General features: G+C 72.8%; 20 protein-coding genes. 11 read left to right on the top strand and 9 right to left on the bottom strand.

Annotation, left to right across the window (positions count from 1 at the left end; translation table 11 throughout):
• Nucleotides 1-39 precede the first annotated feature (39 nt).
• The gene (locus J3A75_RS29585) at nt 40-666 is read left to right on the top strand and encodes an SspB family protein (RefSeq protein WP_012321442.1); all 627 of its coding nucleotides are present in this window, start codon (nt 40-42) and stop codon (nt 664-666) included.
• Between the two features lie 449 nt (nt 667-1,115).
• On the opposite strand, the gene J3A75_RS29580 is transcribed toward J3A75_RS29585, so the two are convergent.
• On the bottom strand, nt 1,116-2,504 hold the full coding sequence (locus J3A75_RS29580) for a cytochrome P450 (RefSeq protein WP_071000171.1): 1,389 nt from the start codon (nt 2,502-2,504) through the stop codon (nt 1,116-1,118).
• A gap of 133 nt (nt 2,505-2,637) precedes the next feature.
• Between J3A75_RS29580 and fumC the strand changes: the two genes are divergently transcribed.
• From fumC to J3A75_RS29560, 4 genes are all read left to right on the top strand, one after another.
• Entirely contained in the window at nt 2,638-4,047 is a 1,410-nt protein-coding gene (gene fumC, locus J3A75_RS29575; RefSeq protein ID WP_012321440.1) for a class II fumarate hydratase, read from the top strand.
• Between the two features lie 62 nt (nt 4,048-4,109).
• The gene (locus J3A75_RS29570) at nt 4,110-4,313 is read left to right on the top strand and encodes a DUF4169 family protein (RefSeq protein ID WP_012321439.1); all 204 of its coding nucleotides are present in this window, start codon (nt 4,110-4,112) and stop codon (nt 4,311-4,313) included.
• A gap of 130 nt (nt 4,314-4,443) precedes the next feature.
• Nucleotides 4,444-4,668 (top strand): ribbon-helix-helix domain-containing protein, encoded by a 225-nt coding sequence (locus tag J3A75_RS29565; RefSeq protein WP_012321438.1) that lies wholly within the window; start codon nt 4,444-4,446, stop codon nt 4,666-4,668.
• An 81-nt stretch (nt 4,669-4,749) separates the two neighbouring features.
• Nucleotides 4,750-5,376 carry a ParB-like protein gene (locus J3A75_RS29560; RefSeq protein WP_012321437.1) on the top strand — a complete coding sequence of 209 codons (627 nt, stop codon included), beginning with the start codon at nt 4,750-4,752 and terminating at the stop codon, nt 5,374-5,376.
• Between the two features lie 33 nt (nt 5,377-5,409).
• On the opposite strand, the gene J3A75_RS29555 is transcribed toward J3A75_RS29560, so the two are convergent.
• The gene (locus tag J3A75_RS29555) at nt 5,410-5,850 is read right to left on the bottom strand and encodes a PRC-barrel domain-containing protein (protein WP_245364388.1); all 441 of its coding nucleotides are present in this window, start codon (nt 5,848-5,850) and stop codon (nt 5,410-5,412) included.
• 120 nt (nt 5,851-5,970) lie between these two features.
• On the opposite strand from J3A75_RS29555, the gene mepA reads away from it, so the two are divergent.
• Nucleotides 5,971-6,891 (top strand): penicillin-insensitive murein endopeptidase, encoded by a 921-nt coding sequence (gene mepA / locus J3A75_RS29550; protein WP_012321435.1) that lies wholly within the window; start codon nt 5,971-5,973, stop codon nt 6,889-6,891.
• Between the two features lie 25 nt (nt 6,892-6,916).
• Here the strand turns inward: mepA and J3A75_RS29545 are convergent, their stop codons facing one another.
• Entirely contained in the window at nt 6,917-7,570 is a 654-nt protein-coding gene (locus J3A75_RS29545) for a TetR/AcrR family transcriptional regulator (protein WP_024828753.1), read from the bottom strand.
• A 55-nt stretch (nt 7,571-7,625) separates the two neighbouring features.
• On the opposite strand from J3A75_RS29545, the gene J3A75_RS29540 reads away from it, so the two are divergent.
• Both J3A75_RS29540 and J3A75_RS29535 read left to right on the top strand, forming a co-directional pair.
• Nucleotides 7,626-9,152 carry an FAD-dependent monooxygenase gene (locus J3A75_RS29540; protein ID WP_071000170.1) on the top strand — a complete coding sequence of 509 codons (1,527 nt, stop codon included), beginning with the start codon at nt 7,626-7,628 and terminating at the stop codon, nt 9,150-9,152.
• A 9-nt stretch (nt 9,153-9,161) separates the two neighbouring features.
• Entirely contained in the window at nt 9,162-9,329 is a 168-nt protein-coding gene (locus J3A75_RS29535; protein ID WP_164891351.1) for a hypothetical protein, read from the top strand.
• Between the two features lie 3 nt (nt 9,330-9,332).
• On the opposite strand, the gene msrA is transcribed toward J3A75_RS29535, so the two are convergent.
• Nucleotides 9,333-9,989, bottom strand: a complete 657-nt coding sequence (gene msrA / locus J3A75_RS29530) for a peptide-methionine (S)-S-oxide reductase MsrA (RefSeq protein WP_024828755.1) — start codon at nt 9,987-9,989, stop codon at nt 9,333-9,335.
• 188 nt (nt 9,990-10,177) lie between these two features.
• On the opposite strand from msrA, the gene J3A75_RS29525 reads away from it, so the two are divergent.
• Complete coding sequence (locus J3A75_RS29525; RefSeq protein ID WP_012321430.1) at nt 10,178-10,672, top strand: PAS domain-containing protein; 495 nt, start codon at nt 10,178-10,180, stop codon at nt 10,670-10,672.
• 13 nt (nt 10,673-10,685) lie between these two features.
• Here the strand turns inward: J3A75_RS29525 and J3A75_RS29520 are convergent, their stop codons facing one another.
• The gene (locus J3A75_RS29520; protein WP_012321429.1) at nt 10,686-11,006 is read right to left on the bottom strand and encodes a hypothetical protein; all 321 of its coding nucleotides are present in this window, start codon (nt 11,004-11,006) and stop codon (nt 10,686-10,688) included.
• Nucleotides 11,007-11,193: 187 nt separating this feature from the next.
• Between J3A75_RS29520 and J3A75_RS29515 the strand changes: the two genes are divergently transcribed.
• Both J3A75_RS29515 and J3A75_RS29510 read left to right on the top strand, forming a co-directional pair.
• Nucleotides 11,194-11,871: an HAD family hydrolase gene (locus tag J3A75_RS29515; RefSeq protein ID WP_071000169.1), complete on the top strand. Its 678-nt coding sequence runs from the start codon at nt 11,194-11,196 to the stop codon at nt 11,869-11,871.
• A gap of 408 nt (nt 11,872-12,279) precedes the next feature.
• The gene (locus tag J3A75_RS29510) at nt 12,280-12,567 is read left to right on the top strand and encodes a hypothetical protein (RefSeq protein WP_029358695.1); all 288 of its coding nucleotides are present in this window, start codon (nt 12,280-12,282) and stop codon (nt 12,565-12,567) included.
• A gap of 8 nt (nt 12,568-12,575) precedes the next feature.
• Here J3A75_RS29510 and J3A75_RS29505 read toward each other — a convergent pair whose 3' ends face one another.
• The 4 genes from J3A75_RS29505 to argH form a co-directional block, all read right to left on the bottom strand.
• Nucleotides 12,576-13,301 (bottom strand): hypothetical protein, encoded by a 726-nt coding sequence (locus J3A75_RS29505; RefSeq protein WP_053621371.1) that lies wholly within the window; start codon nt 13,299-13,301, stop codon nt 12,576-12,578.
• Between the two features lie 108 nt (nt 13,302-13,409).
• Nucleotides 13,410-13,691 (bottom strand): hypothetical protein, encoded by a 282-nt coding sequence (locus J3A75_RS29500; RefSeq protein ID WP_024828759.1) that lies wholly within the window; start codon nt 13,689-13,691, stop codon nt 13,410-13,412.
• A 234-nt stretch (nt 13,692-13,925) separates the two neighbouring features.
• Nucleotides 13,926-14,120, bottom strand: a complete 195-nt coding sequence (locus tag J3A75_RS29495) for a hypothetical protein (protein WP_029358698.1) — start codon at nt 14,118-14,120, stop codon at nt 13,926-13,928.
• 138 nt (nt 14,121-14,258) lie between these two features.
• On the bottom strand, nt 14,259-15,638 hold the full coding sequence (argH, locus tag J3A75_RS29490) for an argininosuccinate lyase (RefSeq protein WP_012321423.1): 1,380 nt from the start codon (nt 15,636-15,638) through the stop codon (nt 14,259-14,261).
• Nucleotides 15,639-15,656 lie beyond the last annotated feature (18 nt).

Raw genomic sequence — 15,656 nt, 5'->3', positions numbered from 1 at the left:
GCGGGGCGCCGGGCAGACCGGGCTAGAGCGCGACCGCAGATGGCAGACGACCTGATCCGCTACGACCTCCTGGTACAGGACGCCCTGCGCGGCGTGGTGCGCAAGGTGCTGACCGACGCGGCCCGTGAGGGGCTGATGGGCGAGCACCATTTCTACGTCTCGTTCCGGACGGAAGCGCCCGGCGTGCGGATGTCGCAGGCCCTGCGCGAGAAGTACCCGCAGGACATGACGATCGTCCTGCAGCACCAGTTCTGGGACCTCAACGTCACCGAGCACGCCTTCGAGGTCGGCCTGTCCTTCTCGGGCGTGCCGGAGCGCCTGCTGGTGCCGTTCGACGCCCTGTCGGGCTTCTTCGACCCCTCGGTCCAGTTCGGCCTGAAGTTCGACCTCAGCGAGGCCGGCGAGACCCCCGAGGAGGCGAACGCCGCCCCGGCCAAGCCCGGTCCCCGCGGCGCCGGCTCGGAACCCGGCGAGGTGCGGCCCAAGAGCGCCGGGCTCGCCACGATCGGCGCGAGCGCGCCGAAGGGGCTTCCCGCGCCCGCCGCCCAGGGCGAGAAGGCCGCCGGCAAGGCCGACGACAAGGCCCCCCGCCCCGCCGCCAAGAAGGAGGGCGAGGAGGGCAGTGCCGAGGTCGTGAGCCTGGACGCGTTCCGCAAGAAGAGCTGAGACCGCCCCTGGCCGACTCGACGGCCGGGGCGTTCGGGCGGTGGACGACACGGTCGCGCAGCCGACACTGTCGGCGCGCGCGCGGAAACCATCGCGCCGAGCGCTTCGACGCGGGCGAGACGCTCACCGCGTCGTTCTTCACCGCCACGGCGAGTCCGACACGCGGGACGGCCTGCATCGCGCCGCTGGTTCAGCACCCGACGGATGTGCTGACGAGCAGCGGATGAGCTTGCCCGCTGTCAGCCCCCTCCTCCTCCTGATCGGCCAGATCGCGCTTCGTCAGTTCCTGCGGGCGGAGGACACGCGACATGCCACGGCCTCCGCTCTCCAGATCCCGGCCATGGCGGTGGCCATGTTGGCGCCGGGCCTCGGAAGCTCGCTCGTCGCCGCGCGGATCTACGACCGTAGCGCGCAGGCTCGAAGCGCGCAGGCTCGAAGCGCGCCGGGCCCTAGCCCCGCGCCGTCGCCTCCATGAGCAGGCCGTGCTCCGGCCGGAGCGTCACCCGGTGGAGCGGCGTGACCGGCGGGTGATCGGCCGGCAGCCGGAAGCGCACCGCCCGGACCACGTGCGCCAGCAGGATCACCGCCTCCTGGATCGAGAAGCTCTGGCCGATGCAGACCCGCGGCCCCGCCCCGAACGGCAGGTAGGCGAAGCGCGGGATCGCGTCCCGATTCCCCGGCAGGAACCGCTCCGGCACGAAGGCCTCCGGGTCCTCCCAGAGCAGCCGGTGGCGGTGGAGCACCCAGGGCGCCACCATCACCAGCGAGCCCCGCGGCACCTTGATCCGGCCGAGCCGGTCGTCCCGGATCGCCTGCCGGCTGAGGAACGGGACCGGCGGGAACAGCCGCATCGCCTCCTCCATCACCGCCCGGGTGAAGGGCAGGCGCTCGACGGCGAAGTCCCCCGGGCCGGCGGCGTCGATTTCGGCCTCGACCCGCGCCTGCGCGGCGGGATCCTGCGACAGGCAGTAGAGCGCCCAGGTCAGGGAATTGGCCGTGGTCTCGTGGCCGGCGGCGATGAAGGTGACGATGTTGGCCTTCACGGCGAGGTCCGTGAGCCCGTTGCCGGTCTCGGGATCCTGCGCGGCGAGCAGCAGCGTCAGCAGGTCCCGGGGCGCCTCGCCCCGCGCCATCAGCGCCTTGCGCCGGGCGATGAGTTCGTCGACCACCTCGGCGAAGAAGCGGCCCGCCGGGCGCGCCCGCAGGCGGCCGATCCGCGGCACGAAGTCGGGCACGCCGAACACGTCGAGGGGGTCGATCGGCCCGACGGCCTCGAGGAAGCGCGTGATGGCGCGGCCCAGCGCGTCGGGATCGCTCGGCAGCCCCTGCGTGAAGATCGTCCGCTCCAGCACGTCGAGGGTGACCCGGGTCATCTCCAGGGCGACGTCGACCGGCTTGCCGTCGCGGCGGACGAGGCGGCGGCCGAGCCGCGCCCCGGCGGCGTTCATCGCGTCGGAGAAGCCCTGGACCGTGCGGGCGTTGAAGATCGGCGCGAGCGTCCGGCGCTGGAGCCGCCACTCGTCGCCCTCGGCGCTCAGCAGGCCGTTGCCGAGCCCCGGGGCCAGGACCCGGCGCTGCAGGTCGTCCTTGCGGTAGCCGTCGGCGTTCTCGATCAGCAGGTGGCGGATCAGCGCCGGGTCGCTCACCAGGGTGATCCGGCCCATCGCGCCCTCGGCCGCCACGACCGGCAGCTTGAAATGCGCGTCCATCCAGGTGGTGATCGGATTCTTCCGCGCCGCCCGCAGGAATTCGAACAGGCCGAGCGGCTCCTTCAGCGGAGGCGGCACGGCCGGGCGGAACCGGGTGGCGGGCTCGGGCAGGTCGATCGTGGCGCTCATCGGCTCCCAGTTCGGCTTCACGTCGGGCGGGAACAGAGCCCCGCCCTTGTTGGCGCGCCGGGAAAACCGGCATCGCGATTCACCCGCACCTCATTTAAGTAGGCACCGCACTGCACCAGACGTAGAGGCCACGATGTCGCCCACCGAGACCGCCACCCGCACCGAGTCCGACACCTTCGGTCCGATCGAGGTCCCGGCGCATCGCTACTGGGGCGCGCAGACGCAGCGCTCGATCCAGAACTTCAAGATCGGCACCGACCGGATGCCGGCGCCGCTCGTCCACGCCCTCGGTGTGGTGAAGCAGGCCGCCGCCCTGGTGAACAAGGATCTCGGCGCCCTCGACCCGAAGCTCGCCGACGCCATCGCGGCCTCGGCCGCCGAGGTCGTGGAGGGCCGCTACGACGACGAGTTCCCGCTCGTCATCTATCAGACCGGCTCGGGCACCCAGTCGAACATGAACGCCAACGAGGTGATCGCGAGCCTCGCCAACGAGCGGCTCGGCGGCCAGCGCGGCGGCAAGTCGCCGGTCCACCCGAACGACCATTGCAACCGCGGCCAGTCCTCGAACGACACCTTCCCCACCGCCATGCACATCGCGGTGGCCCGCGAGATCCAGGGGCGCCTGCTGCCGGCGCTCTCCCACCTGCACGGGGCGCTCGACGCCAAGGCCAAGGAATTCGAGTCGATCGTCAAGATCGGCCGCACCCATCTGCAGGATGCGACCCCGGTCTCCCTCGGCCAGGAATTCTCCGGCTACGTCGCGCAGGTCGCGCTCGGCGGCTCGCGGGTCGCCGCGACCCTGCCGGGCGTGCTGGCCCTCGCCCAAGGCGGGACCGCGGTCGGCACCGGCCTCAACGCCCACCCGGAATTCGCCGAGCGCTTCGCCGCCAAGGTCGCCGAGCTGACCGGCCTGCCCTTCACCTCGGCCGAGAACAAGTTCGAGGCGCTCGCCACCCACGACGCCCTCGTCTTCACGCAGGGCGCCCTGTCGGCGCTCGCCGCCGGCCTGTTCAAGATCGCCCAGGACATCCGCTTCCTCGGCTCGGGGCCGCGCTCCGGCCTCGGCGAGCTGTCGCTGCCCGAGAACGAGCCCGGCTCCTCGATCATGCCCGGCAAGGTCAACCCGACCCAGTGCGAGGCCCTGACGATGGTCTGCGCCCAGGTGATCGGCAACGGCACCACGGTGAGCTTCGCCGGCTCCCAGGGCAATTTCGAGCTCAACGTGTTCAAGCCGGTGATCGCCAACGCGGTGCTGCAGTCGGTGCGGCTGCTCGCCGACGCGGCGGTGAGCTTCACCGACAATTGCGTCGTCGGCATCAAGGCCAACGAGGACAAGATCGCCGACCTGATGAGCCGCTCGCTCATGCTGGTGACCGCCCTCGCGCCCTCGATCGGCTACGACAAGGCCGCCGAGATCGCCAAGACCGCGCACAAGAACGGCACCACCCTCAAGGAGGAGGCCCTGCGCCTCGGCTACGTCACCGAGGAGGAGTTCGCGCGCGTGGTCCGGCCGGAGACCATGCTGGCGCCGAGCGCCGACTGATTCTTCCGAGACTCGCCGGCGCGGTCCGCCCGCGCCGGCCGCGGGACACCGGGAGGCGGTCCATGGCCGAGATCATCAACCTGCGTCAGGTCCGCAAGGCGAAGGCCCGGGCCGAGGCCGACACGAAGGCCGAGTCCAACCGGATCGCCTTCGGGCAGCCCAAGAAGGCGAAGACGCTCCAGCAGCGCCGCAAGGCCCTGGAGACCGAGCGCCACGAGGGCCACCGCCTCGAGCGGGGCGCCTCCGAGCCCGATACCGCGGAATGATCCTGTCGCTCCCCGGCCGGCGTCGTCGCGCGCGGGGCGGAGCGATCCCGTCTCGCGGGGCTGAGAGGCGTCGCGCCGTCCTGGACCGCCTCGTTCCGCGCGCGGGGACGGGACGCGCGGCCGATCCCGCATGAGCGCCGGCATCACCAAGCGCTCCGTGATGATCGCCGGCCACCGCACCAGCGTGTCGCTGGAGGACCCGTTCTGGGCGGCCCTGCGGGCGATCGCGGAGGCGCGGGGCCAGTCGGTCCAGGCCCTCATCGGGCACATCGACGCCGGCCGCGACGGGCAGAACCTGTCCTCGGCGATCCGCGTGTTCGTGCTGGAGGCCGTCCGCGCGATGCCGGAAACGTGAGCGCCGCGCGCCCTGGCCGCTCCTCCGATCCTGGATAGGTTGTGACGAGCGCGTGGCAAATCCACGCAGGAAGGAGACCTCATGGCCAACCGAGAGCCGCTGCTCAAGCCCGTCCCGATCGCGGAGCTGCGCCCGACGCAGATGACGGTGGGCTATCGGGAAGTGGCGGAGAAGCGGCGGCGCTGGCGGGAGTACGACGGCGAGAAGAAGAAGGAATTCCTCGGCGCCCACATGATCCCGACCCTGCTGGGTCCGAAGAAGCGCCACTACATCATCGACCACCACCACCTGTCCCGCGCCCTGCACGAGGAGGGCGTCGAGAGCGTGCTCGTCACCGTGGTGGCCGACCTGCACTACCTCGACAAGGATGCGTTCTGGACGGTCTGCGACCACAAGTCCTGGACCCATCCCTACGACGCCGACGGCGTGCGCCGGCACTTCGGCGACATCCCGAAATCGGTCGACGCCCTGGTGGACGACCCCTACCGCAGCCTCGCCGGCGAGCTGCGCCGGGCCGGCGGCTTCGCGAAGGACACGACGCCGTTCAGCGAGTTCCTCTGGGCCGACTTCCTGCGGCGGAACATCAAGGAGAAGCGGATCGAGAACGACTTCTCCTCCGCCCTGGAGCGGGCGATGTCGCTCGCCAAATCCAAGGACGCCGACTACCTGCCCGGCTGGTGCGGGCCGGTGACCCGCCATGTCCGCTGAGTTCCGCTCCGAGCAGGCGACGCCCGGCGTCGCCTAGATCCCCCAGTAGGGCGCCGCGTCGTAGTAGCGGTGGATCTGCTCCTCCCAGGCGCCGTCCGCGGCCGGATCGGTGCCCTCGGGGGTGCGGGCCGGGGCGGCGCGCAGCTGCTCCTCGGTGATGTCGACCACGTAGGCGTCCTGCTGCGGCTCGAACCGGAGCACCGACCAGGGCAGCGTGTAGAAATCCTCGCCGAGGCCCAGGAACCCGCCGAAGCTCATCACCGCGTAGGCGACCCGGCCGGAGACCTTGTCGAGCATCAGCCGCTCGATCCGGCCGACCCGGGTCCCGTCGGACCGGCGGACATCCGTCCCGATGACCCGATCGCTGGCGATCAGGCGGCGGGGTGCCCTGTCGGCGGGATTCGCCGTGCCGGGCTGACCGCTCGCCGTGCCCGTCCCCGTGCCCGTCCCCGTGCCCGTCCCCGTGACCGCCATCGTCGCCTCCCGACCGTTTCCGCGCGGCGCGCGCCGTCTGCCCGAAAAACGCCCCGCCCCTGGGCCACGTTCCGGCGGGCGCCCGCGCCCGCCCTCTCCAGCCGGACGAACAGCCCCCGCATGCCGATGCCGCGTTTCGCCCAGAGCCTCGCGCTCGCCGCCCTGCTCCTGCCCGCCGCCGCGCAGGCCCAGGATCGCGGCAGCATCAACCCGAAGCCGCTGCCGCCCCTGGAGCATCCGGACGCGCCCTCGACGCCCGCCAAGGCCCTGTTCGGGCGCGTCACCAGGCCGGCCGGAGGGCCGGCCCACATCTACGGCTTCTACGCCAAGGGCTGCTTCTCCGGCGGCGAGGCGCTGCCGATGGACGGGCCGAACTGGCAGGTCATGCGCCCGTCCCGCAACCGGATGTGGGGCACCCCCTACCTCATCGACTTCATCGAGCGGCTGTCGCAGAAGGCCGCCCGGGTCGGCTGGCCCGGCCTGCTCGTGGGCGACATGGCCCAGCCCCGGGGCGGCCCGATGATCACCGGCCACGCCTCGCACCAGATCGGCATCGACGCCGACGTCTGGCTGACGCCGATGCCCGACCACCGCATGAGCCGGGCGGAGCGCGAGGAGACCTCGGCGACCGACATGGTCCGCCGCGACCGCCTCGACATCGATCCCGAAGTCTGGACGCCGACGCACCTGCAGCTGATCAAGATCACCGCCGAGCAGCCGGAGGTGGAGCGCATCTTCGTCAACGCGGCGATCAAGAAGGCCCTCTGCCGCGACGCCGCGGGCAGCCGCTGGATGTCCAAGGTGCGCCCGATGTACGGGCACAATTACCACTACCATATCCGGCTCGCCTGCCCGGCCGGCCAGGAGGATTGCCAGCCGCAGGGCGCGCCGCCGCCGGGCGACGGCTGCGACGACCTCAGCTACTGGTTCTCGGACGCGGTGCTCCACCCGAAGCCCCCGAAGACGCCGCCGAAGCCCAAGCCCGCCATGACCATGGCGGCGCTGCCCGCCGCCTGCCGGGCGGTGCTGAAGGCGCCGTAGGCCGGCACTCCGGGGCGGTCGCCGCTCAGGGCGCGGCGGCCTCCGCGTAGGGCGTGCCGGCCAGCGCCGCCCGCAGGCCCGCCGTCCCCCGGTCGATGACTGCCAGGAAGGCGGCATTCGCCGCCTCCGTCCGCCGCGTCGCCCCGAACGTCCGGTGCGCCCGGAGGAAGGCCACGCTCCAGGTCGCCAGGAGCAGGCCAGCCGCCAGATCGGCGTCGGGATCCTCCGGCCCGCGCCCGACGGACTCGGCGAGCGCGACCCGCAGCACGGCCGCGAGTTCGTCCCGGATCGCCCGGGCCCGGGCCTTGAGCGTCTCGCTCTCCGCCGCCGTCGCCACGAAGGCGCCGCTGCGCGCGGAGAAGTCCACGACCGGGTTCCGGCCCGTCACCAGCCGGTGCGCCAGCTGGCGGAGCGTCTCGACCGGCGCGACCCGGGGATCGCGCTGCCGTAGGGTCTCGCGCAGGAGGTCGCGGCCCTCCTCGTCGCGGTCGTAGAACATGTCCTCCTTGCGGGGGAAATGGTTGAACACGGTCATCCGGCCGACATCGGCCGCCGCCGCGATCTCGTCCACCGTCACGGCGTCGAAGCCGCGCTCCAGGAACAGCCGCGTGGCGGCGTCCGAGATGGCCTGCCGCGTGGCGAGGCGCTTGCGGGACCGGCGGTCGGGGGACGTTGACATGCGCCGCCACATACCACATCGATTTATGGACTGAGTATATAAATGGATTGAGTCCATGGATCGGGCGATCGACGTCGTCGTGGCCGGAGCTGGGCCGGTCGGGCTCCTCACCGCCATCGAGCTGACCCTCGGGGGCGCGCGCGTCCGGGTGCTGGAGCGCCTCACCGCGCCGAGCACCACCCTCAAGGCGCTCGGGGTCGGCCCCCTGGGCGTCGAGGCGCTGCAGCGGCGGGGCATGGGCGCGGCGATCGAGGCCGCGGAGGCGCGGAGCCTGGCGGCGATGGACCGGGTGCCGGGGCAGGCCGGCGGCGGCCTGCGCGGCGCGAAGTTCAGCGGCCATTTCGGCTTCCTGTTCATCCGCCGCGACCCGCAGGCGGAGCCGGACCGGCGCATGCGCGCGGTCGATCAGCAGGGCCTCGAAGCCATGCTGATCGACCGCGCCGCGGCGCTCGGGGTCGACCTGCGCCGCGGCTGCACGCTCACGGGCTTCACGGAGGCGGCCGACGGTGTCGAGGTCACCTGGACCGCGCCCGCGGGCGACGGGCGGGTCCGCTGCGCCTATCTCGTCGGCTGCGACGGCGGCCGCAGCGCGGTCCGCAAGATGGCCGGCTTCGCGTTTCCCGGCACGCCGCCGACGCTCACCATGTACCAGGCGATCGCCGATCTCGACGATCCCGCCGGCGCGCTGCCGGTCGGCTGGCACCGCGGGCCGGGGGGCGTCTTCGGCCACGGGCCGTTCCCGCGCCGGCTGTTCATGCTGGATTTCAGCGGCCCGCCGGCCGACCGGCAGGCGCCCGTCACGCGCGACGAGATCGAGACCGTGCTGCGCCGGGTCAGCGGCACGGATATCCGCGTCGCGGGAGTCGAGGCCGCGAACCGGTGGGCCGACAACACGCGCCTCGTCGACACCTACCGCCGGGGCCGCGTGCTGCTGGCCGGCGACGCGGCGCATGTCCACGCGCCCTTCGGCGGCCAGGGCCTGAGCCTCGGCCTGGGCGACGCCGCCAATCTCGGCTGGAAGCTCGCCGCCGTGCTGCGCGGGGAGATGCCCGAGAGCCTGCTCGACACCTACACGGCCGAGCGGCGCCCGGTGGCCGAGGCCGTCACGGCCAACACCCGCGCCCAGGCGGCGATCCTGCGGCCCGATCCGCAATCGGGCGCGCTGCGCGACCTGATGGCGCGGCTCCTGGAGAGCGACGAGGTCAGCCGGATCCTCGGCAGCCTGATGCGCGGCCTGAGCGCCCGGTACGATCTCGGCTCGGCCGAGGACGCGGTCGGCCGGATGGCCGGCGACGGGCCGCTCGGCCCCGGCGGCGCGACGCTCTACGGGGCGATGCAGGACGGACGGGGCCTTCTCGTCGACGGCAGCGCCGACGGCGCGGCCTCCCGGATGGTCGCCGCGGCCACGGGGCGGGTGACCTGCGTCGCGGTCCCGGAGAGGCCCTCGATGCTGGTCCGTCCCGACGGCTGCATCGCCTGGACGGGCGCGGCGCACGCCCTCGACGGCCTGCGGGAGGCGGTGGGCCGCTGGTTCGGCCCGTCGCCGGGTGCGCCGCTCGGCGCGCCGGCCCCGATGTGCTAACGGCCCCGGATGCCCCGCTGGCTCTTCATCCTCCTCGCGACCGCCCTCGCGCTCTCGGTCCTCGGCAGCGTGCTGATCGTGCTGCGCAGCCCGAACAGCACGCCGCCCCTGCGGGGCAGCGCCGCCGGCGCCCCGGTGCCGGGCCCGCAGACGCGGCCCGACAGCCGGAGCCCGTGAGGTTCAGGCGGCGACGCCGGCTCCCACCGGGCAGCTGACGCCGGTGCCGCCCAGGCCGCAATAGCCGGCCGGGTTCTTCGCCAGGTACTGCTGGTGGTAGGCCTCCGCGAAGTAGAACTGCTCCAGCGGCCGGATCTCCGTGGTGACGTCGGGAAAGCCGCGCGCCCGGAGCGCCTCCGCGTAGGCGGCGCGCACGGACCGGGCCGCGGCGTCCTGGTCGGGGCCGACGGTGTAGATGCCCGAGCGGTACTGCGTGCCGACATCGTTGCCCTGGCGCATCCCCTGCGTCGGGTCGTGACTCTCGAAGAAGGTCCGCACCACCGCCTCCAGGGGCAGAACCGCCGGATCGAAGGCGACCAGCACCACCTCGTTGTGGCCGGTCCGGCCGGTGCAGACCTCCTCGTAGGTCGGGTTCGGGGTGTAGCCGCCGGCGTAGCCGACGGCCGTCACGAACACCCCCTCGGGCAGCTGCCAGAATCGACGCTCGGCGCCCCAGAAGCAGCCGAGCCCGAGCACGATCGTCCCGGTGCCCGGCGGATAGGGACCCTTGAGCGGGTTGCCGTTGACGACATGCGTCTCGGCGGTCGGGATCGGGGTCGGGCGTCCGGGCAGGGCGTCGGCCGGGGCCGGCATCGCGGGACGCTTGCGAAACAGGAACATCGGCTCGCCTTCCGGTCTCGGGCTCCGGCCCGATATGGAACGGCCGGGACCGCCGGGAAAGCGTTCGGCGCTCCGGCCGCCCTAAATCGAGCCGCGAGACTGGATCTCGCGGGCAAATTCCGGCTTGTTGCCCGGAGAGATACTGGTCGGATGGCCGCCCTGCGCGGCGTTATGAGGGGCTGATCCGGATGGAGACGGGCGGGACCGCCACGAGCCACGTGCCGGACGAGCTGAAGGCGGAGTCGCACCGGGGCGACCCCTTCGCGGCCGCCGTGCGGGCGACCCGGATGCCGATGATCATCACCGATCCGGCCCAGCACGACAATCCGATCGTCTTCGTGAACGACGCGTTCCTGAAGCTGACCGGCTACACCCGGATGGAGGTGGTCGGCCGCAACTGCCGCTTTCTGCAGGGGCCCGACACCGAGGCGGCGGCCGTGGACCGCCTCCGCGCGGCCATCCGGCGGGAGGAGGATATCCGGGTCGACCTCCTCAACTACCGCAAGGACGGCTCGACCTTCCAGAACGCCCTCTATGTCGGGCCGGTGCGGGACGAGGCGGGCCGGGTGGTCTACTTCTTCGCCTCGCAGCTCGACGTCAGCGAGCACTACGCGCTGACCGCCGAGATCGAGCGGCTGAAGGCCGCCCTGGCCGAGGCCGAGGCCAAGCTCGCGGCCCGCTAGGCCGCCCGGAGGATCAGGGCTTCGTCAGGAACCCGATCGGCTCGCGGCCCGGCTGGCCGAGCCAGAGCAGGACCGCGCCGAGCCCGAGGCCGATCAGGGAGGCCGGCGCCAGGGTGAGCGGCAGGCCCAGGATGTGCCAGAGCCAGGGCGCCGCCCCCTCCACGCTGCCCTGCAGGGCGCTGGCCTTGTCCTTGAACAGGATGGCGATCACGTCGGAGAGCGGCGTCACCCGCAGCCCGTTGTTGGCGATGGAGCGGGCGCCGTCGTAGACCAGCGCGACGAAGCCGCCGGCCATCAGCAGGAAGCCCAGGACGCGGGCCAGGAAGCGGAACATCGCGGGGCCTTCTGAGCCTTGCCTTACGGGCCGTGGGGGCCGGAGCGGCGCGCCCGCCCCGGGAGTATGGGGCCGCGCCGCAAGGTGCAAGCGCCCGGGGCGAGCGTCGATCCGCGCGGTTGCCGGGCCGTCGGGCCCGTGCCACAGGGTCGCCCGGCGGCGGCGGGCCGTGCGGGAACGGTCGACCTTGGACGCGCGCGCGACGAATCTCGGCCTCGTGATCTTCGATTGCGACGGCGTCCTGGTGGACAGCGAGCCGCTGAGCCTCGCCTGCCTGACGGCCGGGCTCAACCGGATCGGCGCGGACATCGACTTCGCCACCGTGCGGGCGCGCTTCACCGGCACCGCGATGCCCTCGATCATGGCGCACGTCGCCCGCGATTACGGCGTCACCGCCCCCGACGGCTTCGTCGAGGCGGTGAAGGCCGAGACCCTGGCGCTGTTCGACGCGGACCTGCGGGCGATGCGCGGCGTCGCCGAGGCGGTCGCCGCCGTGGGCCTGCCGGTCTGCGTCGCGTCGAGCAGCGACCCGGTTCGGCTGCGCCACTCCCTGACGCTGACCGGGCTCCTGCCCCTGTTCGGCGACCACGTCTTCTCCTCGGCGCAGGTGGCGCGGGGCAAGCCCTTCCCAGACCTGTTCCTGTTCGCCGCCGAGCGGATGGGCGTCGCCCCGGCGGCCTGCCTCGTGATCGAGGACAGCGTCCCCGGGGTCACGGCGGCCCGGAGTGCCGGCATGCGGGTCGCCGGCTTCACCGGCGGCGGCCACTGGGGACATGACCCGGCGGGCGCCGGGCTCGCGGAGGCCGGCGCGGCCCGGATCTTCTCCGACTTCTCCGACCTCGCCGCGGTGATCGCCGCGGCCTGAACGATCCGCCTCCCGGACGCGCGCCCGGAGCCGGCTTCCTGCCAGGCGGGCTCCGAAAATCGGAAGTCCGTTCCGTTGACGGTGCGCGGCGCCGCGCCCATTTTCAGGGGTGCCGGTCCGGCCGAGCCCCTTCGGGCGCTCGACGGGGCCGGCCGCGGTCATTTGAGAAGCGTAGCTTGCTCCGCGTGATCAAACGCTAAAGCACTGCGCCGGCCCCGCGCCGCGCGGTCCTTCAGTCTGGAGGACGTCCGATGGTCACTCGCACATCGTCCCTTCGATCCCTGCCCCCGATCGCCCCCTGCTGCTCCGCCGCCCGCCGGCGCTGTCGACGCTGAGCCCCGTCGAATCTCCGCAGCAGCCAACGCGATCCGGAACGGCGAGAAGCCGGCCCAGGGAGTTCCCAATCCGATGCACAGTCTCGCAGAGTACAAGCCCGAGAACCGTCCCGACCTCGCAGACCCGGTCCTCGGCCCGACCGAGCCCGCCCGGGTGATCGAGATCGGTGAGGTCACCGCCGGGATCGCCGTCCCGGAGGGGCGCGGCGTCCGGTTCTTCTCGTCCGCGCGCGATTTCGACGGGCTCGACGGCGCCGTGTTCCGCACGGCCGAGCAGGCGACACGCGCGGCCCGCGCGCGCATGAGCGCCCGGACGCGATCACCCGCCCGGGCGCACCGGCCCGCGCTGCGGCGGGCCTGACCCGCCCGCTACTTGCTGCACTCGTCGCGGGTGCGCTTCATGGCCTCCGCGAACCCGCCGAGCGCGTACTCGTCGCTCGTCGGGTTCCCGCGCAGCGAGGTGGTCTTGATGATCAGCTTCGGGTTGCGGGCGCTCATCTCGGAGACGACCCGCGCCTCCTCGGCGGGATTCTGCAGCCAGGCATTGCCGTCCTTCACCACGAGGCCGTAGCGGCTGGCGCCGAGGTTGAGGCTCGGGTCGGTCGGCGCGGCCGCGGAGCCGGGCTTGATCTGGGAGGCCGCGGGCTTCGACGGGAAGCCCAGCATCACCGCCACCTCGTTCTGGATGTTCTCGCCCCTGCGCACGCTCACGAACAGGTAGGCGGTGTCGCGCTTCAGGGTCTTGGGCGAGCGCGTCTGCGGCTGCGCGATCGCGTAGCAGAGCTTGTTGCGGCCGTCGCCGTTCACGAACACGTTCCAGTCGCCGAAGATCGCCACCGGCGTGGCCTGCTGCATCCCGGGCGGGGTCGCCGTCTTCTTCTCGGCGCGCTTGCTCCGCTCGCGGCCGTGCCGCCGCCCGCGCCGCGTCGGGGCCGCGTCGCCGCCCCCCGCGTCCTGGGCCGCCGCGTCCTGGGCGTGGGCCGCCGTCGCGACCAGGCAGGTCCCGCCGAGAACGCCCCCAACGAGGCCGGTAACCAGCCCGGAGGCGAGCAGGGCGAGAGCTCCGACCGGGAGCGAGCGGGGGACGCGGACCATCTTCACTTCCTGACGACGGGCGGCTCCGTCAGGAGCCGGACCGGGGTTCGGGATTAGTGAAGCTTGCGTAAAACGTCGGCAAGATGGCGAGGCGGGATCCGTCGACAATCAGACGGCGCGCGCTTCCGTCGCCCGGGCCGCGATGACGCCGGCCGGAACCGGCAGCGGCTCGGCCGCCGGGCCGGCGGGCACCGCGATCGCGTTCGGCTGGGCCGGCGCGGCGCGCTTGCGGGGCGGATCGTTGTAGGGGGTGTTGTAGCCCTTGCGCACGGCGGCCCAGTAGGCCTCGCGCGTCAGGCCCGAACCGGTCAGAGCGGCGTCGATCATCGCCGTGGCGTGCGCCGCGAAATCCGGCACATCCTCCGTGTTCAGCCAACTCTCGACAGGCATCCTGCGAACTCCGATCCAGACGGCGAAGCTTGTAGCTGAGCGGACTTAGCCAGACGGTGAACGCGCGGGCCGGTCGAGGGTTGCAATGCACAATTTTGAAGGGCCCTGTGGATGAGCGGGCGCCGCGATGCGGGCGGAGCGGCCCGCCTCACGCCCGGTGAACGACGCGGGTGAAGCCCTCCGCCGGGGCCGGCGGCACGAAGTAGCGGCTGAACAGGTCGAACTCCGCGTCCGTCACCGTGAAGGGATGGGCACCCGCGGGGTTCCGGAGGCGGAGGCGGGCCTGGCAGACCGCGTCGGGCACGTCGGGACGTGGAGCCGATGGGCGACGCCGGCCGCCTCGAACAGGGTCCGCATCCGGGCCCGGCTGGCGACGGTGTTGGCCGGGAAGTCCAGCACGACCGAGAGGCCGAGGCGCAGCAGCGCCACGAGCCGGGTTCCGAATTCGGCCGCGCCTCGCGGCCCCTGCGCCGTGAACCGGCAGGGTCATGGTCCCACCCTGCCATCCGCCGGGCGCCGCCGCCAAGGGCACCGGTCACCGAGGGCGCCGGTCGCCGAGGGCGCGGCTCAGCCCAGCCGCTCGATCCAGGCCTGCGCCTGGCGCCGGACGTTGTCGGGCGCGGTGCCGCCGTAGCTGGTGCGGCTCGCCACCGAGTTCTCGACCCCCAGCACCGCGTAGACCGCCTCGGTGATCCGCGGCTCCGCCTCCTGCATCTCGGGCAGCGACAGCGCCTCGAGCCCGACCCCCTTGGCCGAGGCGACGCCGACGAGGCGACCGGTGACGTGGTGCGCCTGCCGGAACGGCAGGCCGAGCTCGCGCACCAGCCAGTCGGCGAGGTCGGTGGCGGTGGCGTAGCCGGAGCCGGCGGCCCGGGCGAGCACCTCGGCGTTGGGCTCGAGGTCCTTCACCATGCCGGTCATGGCGGCGAGGCACAGGGACAGGGCCTGGAGGGCGTCGAACGTGCCCTCCTTGTCCTCCTGCATGTCCTTCGAATAGGCGAGCGGCAGGCCCTTCATGACGATGAGCAGGCCGGTGAGCGCGCCGATGATCCGGCCGCTCTTGGCCCGCACCAGCTCGGCGGCGTCGGGATTGCGCTTCTGCGGCATGATCGACGAGCCGGTGGTGAACCCGTCGGACAGCCGCACGAAGTTGAACTGGGCCGAGGTCCAGACCACCAGCTCCTCGGCGAAGCGCGACAGGTGCACGGCGCAGATCGAGGCCGCCGCCAGCGCCTCCAGGGCGAAGTCGCGGTCGGCGACCGAATCGAGCGAGTTGGCGGTCGGCCGGTCGAAGCCGAGGGCCGCTGCGGTGGCGTGCCGGTCGATCGGGAAGGAGGTGCCGGCCAGCGCCGCGGCGCCGAGCGGCGATTCGTTGAGCCGCGCCCGGGCGTCGCGGAACCGGCCGCGGTCGCGGGCCAGCATCTCGACATAGGCGAGGCAATGGTGGCCGAAGGTCACCGGCTGGGCCGATTGCAGATGGGTGAAGCCCGGCATCACCGTGTCGGCATGCTTCAGCGCCTTGTCGGCGAGTGCCCGCTGCAGGTCGGCGGCCTGCTGGTCGAGGGAATCGAGGGTGTCGCGCACCCAGAGCTTCATGTCGGTGGCGACCTGGTCGTTGCGCGAGCGCGCCGTGTGCAGGCGGCCGGCGGCCGGGCCGACGATCTCGGTCAGCCGGCTCTCCACCGACATGTGAATGTCCTCGAGCTCGCGCTTGAACGCGAAGGTCCCGGCCTCGATCTCGTCGCGCACGGACTTGAGCCCGGCCTCGATTGCGGCCACATCCTCCGCCGGCAGGATGCCGGCTTTGCCCAGCATCGCCACATGCGCCAGCGAGCCGCGGATGTCCTGGGGCGCGAGGCGCTTGTCGAATCCGATGGAGGCGTTGATCTCCTCCATGATCTCCGCCGGGCCGCTCGCGAAGCGGCCGCCCCACATCCGGTTGCTCATGTCGATCCTTCCGCGCCC

Source organism: Methylobacterium sp. PvP105 (genome assembly GCF_017876975.1).
GTDB lineage: Bacteria > Pseudomonadota > Alphaproteobacteria > Rhizobiales > Beijerinckiaceae > Methylobacterium > Methylobacterium radiotolerans.
This window is presented reverse-complemented; position numbering and strand designations above follow the sequence as displayed.

Excerpts from the sequence above, each read along its gene's own strand:
- J3A75_RS29500 (WP_024828759.1), bottom strand. The coding sequence starts at position 13,691 with ATGCCTGTCGAGAGTTGGCTGAACACGGAGGATGTGCCGGATTTCGCG.
- J3A75_RS29505 (WP_053621371.1), bottom strand. The coding sequence starts at position 13,301 with ATGGTCCGCGTCCCCCGCTCGCTCCCGGTCGGAGCTCTCGCCCTGCTC.
- J3A75_RS29520 (WP_012321429.1), bottom strand. The coding sequence starts at position 11,006 with ATGTTCCGCTTCCTGGCCCGCGTCCTGGGCTTCCTGCTGATGGCCGGC.
- J3A75_RS29580 (WP_071000171.1), bottom strand. The coding sequence starts at position 2,504 with ATGAGCGCCACGATCGACCTGCCCGAGCCCGCCACCCGGTTCCGCCCG.
- J3A75_RS29570 (WP_012321439.1), top strand. The coding sequence starts at position 4,110 with ATGGCCGAGATCATCAACCTGCGTCAGGTCCGCAAGGCGAAGGCCCGG.
- mepA (WP_012321435.1), top strand. The coding sequence starts at position 5,971 with ATGCCGATGCCGCGTTTCGCCCAGAGCCTCGCGCTCGCCGCCCTGCTC.
- argH (WP_012321423.1), bottom strand. The coding sequence starts at position 15,638 with ATGAGCAACCGGATGTGGGGCGGCCGCTTCGCGAGCGGCCCGGCGGAG.
- J3A75_RS29535 (WP_164891351.1), top strand. The coding sequence starts at position 9,162 with ATGCCCCGCTGGCTCTTCATCCTCCTCGCGACCGCCCTCGCGCTCTCG.
- J3A75_RS29510 (WP_029358695.1), top strand. The coding sequence starts at position 12,280 with ATGCACAGTCTCGCAGAGTACAAGCCCGAGAACCGTCCCGACCTCGCA.
- msrA (WP_024828755.1), bottom strand. The coding sequence starts at position 9,989 with ATGTTCCTGTTTCGCAAGCGTCCCGCGATGCCGGCCCCGGCCGACGCC.
- J3A75_RS29540 (WP_071000170.1), top strand. The coding sequence starts at position 7,626 with ATGGATCGGGCGATCGACGTCGTCGTGGCCGGAGCTGGGCCGGTCGGG.
- J3A75_RS29555 (WP_245364388.1), bottom strand. The coding sequence starts at position 5,850 with ATGGCGGTCACGGGGACGGGCACGGGGACGGGCACGGGGACGGGCACG.
- J3A75_RS29545 (WP_024828753.1), bottom strand. The coding sequence starts at position 7,570 with ATGTCAACGTCCCCCGACCGCCGGTCCCGCAAGCGCCTCGCCACGCGG.
- fumC (WP_012321440.1), top strand. The coding sequence starts at position 2,638 with ATGTCGCCCACCGAGACCGCCACCCGCACCGAGTCCGACACCTTCGGT.
- J3A75_RS29585 (WP_012321442.1), top strand. The coding sequence starts at position 40 with ATGGCAGACGACCTGATCCGCTACGACCTCCTGGTACAGGACGCCCTG.
- J3A75_RS29525 (WP_012321430.1), top strand. The coding sequence starts at position 10,178 with ATGGAGACGGGCGGGACCGCCACGAGCCACGTGCCGGACGAGCTGAAG.
- J3A75_RS29560 (WP_012321437.1), top strand. The coding sequence starts at position 4,750 with ATGGCCAACCGAGAGCCGCTGCTCAAGCCCGTCCCGATCGCGGAGCTG.
- J3A75_RS29565 (WP_012321438.1), top strand. The coding sequence starts at position 4,444 with ATGAGCGCCGGCATCACCAAGCGCTCCGTGATGATCGCCGGCCACCGC.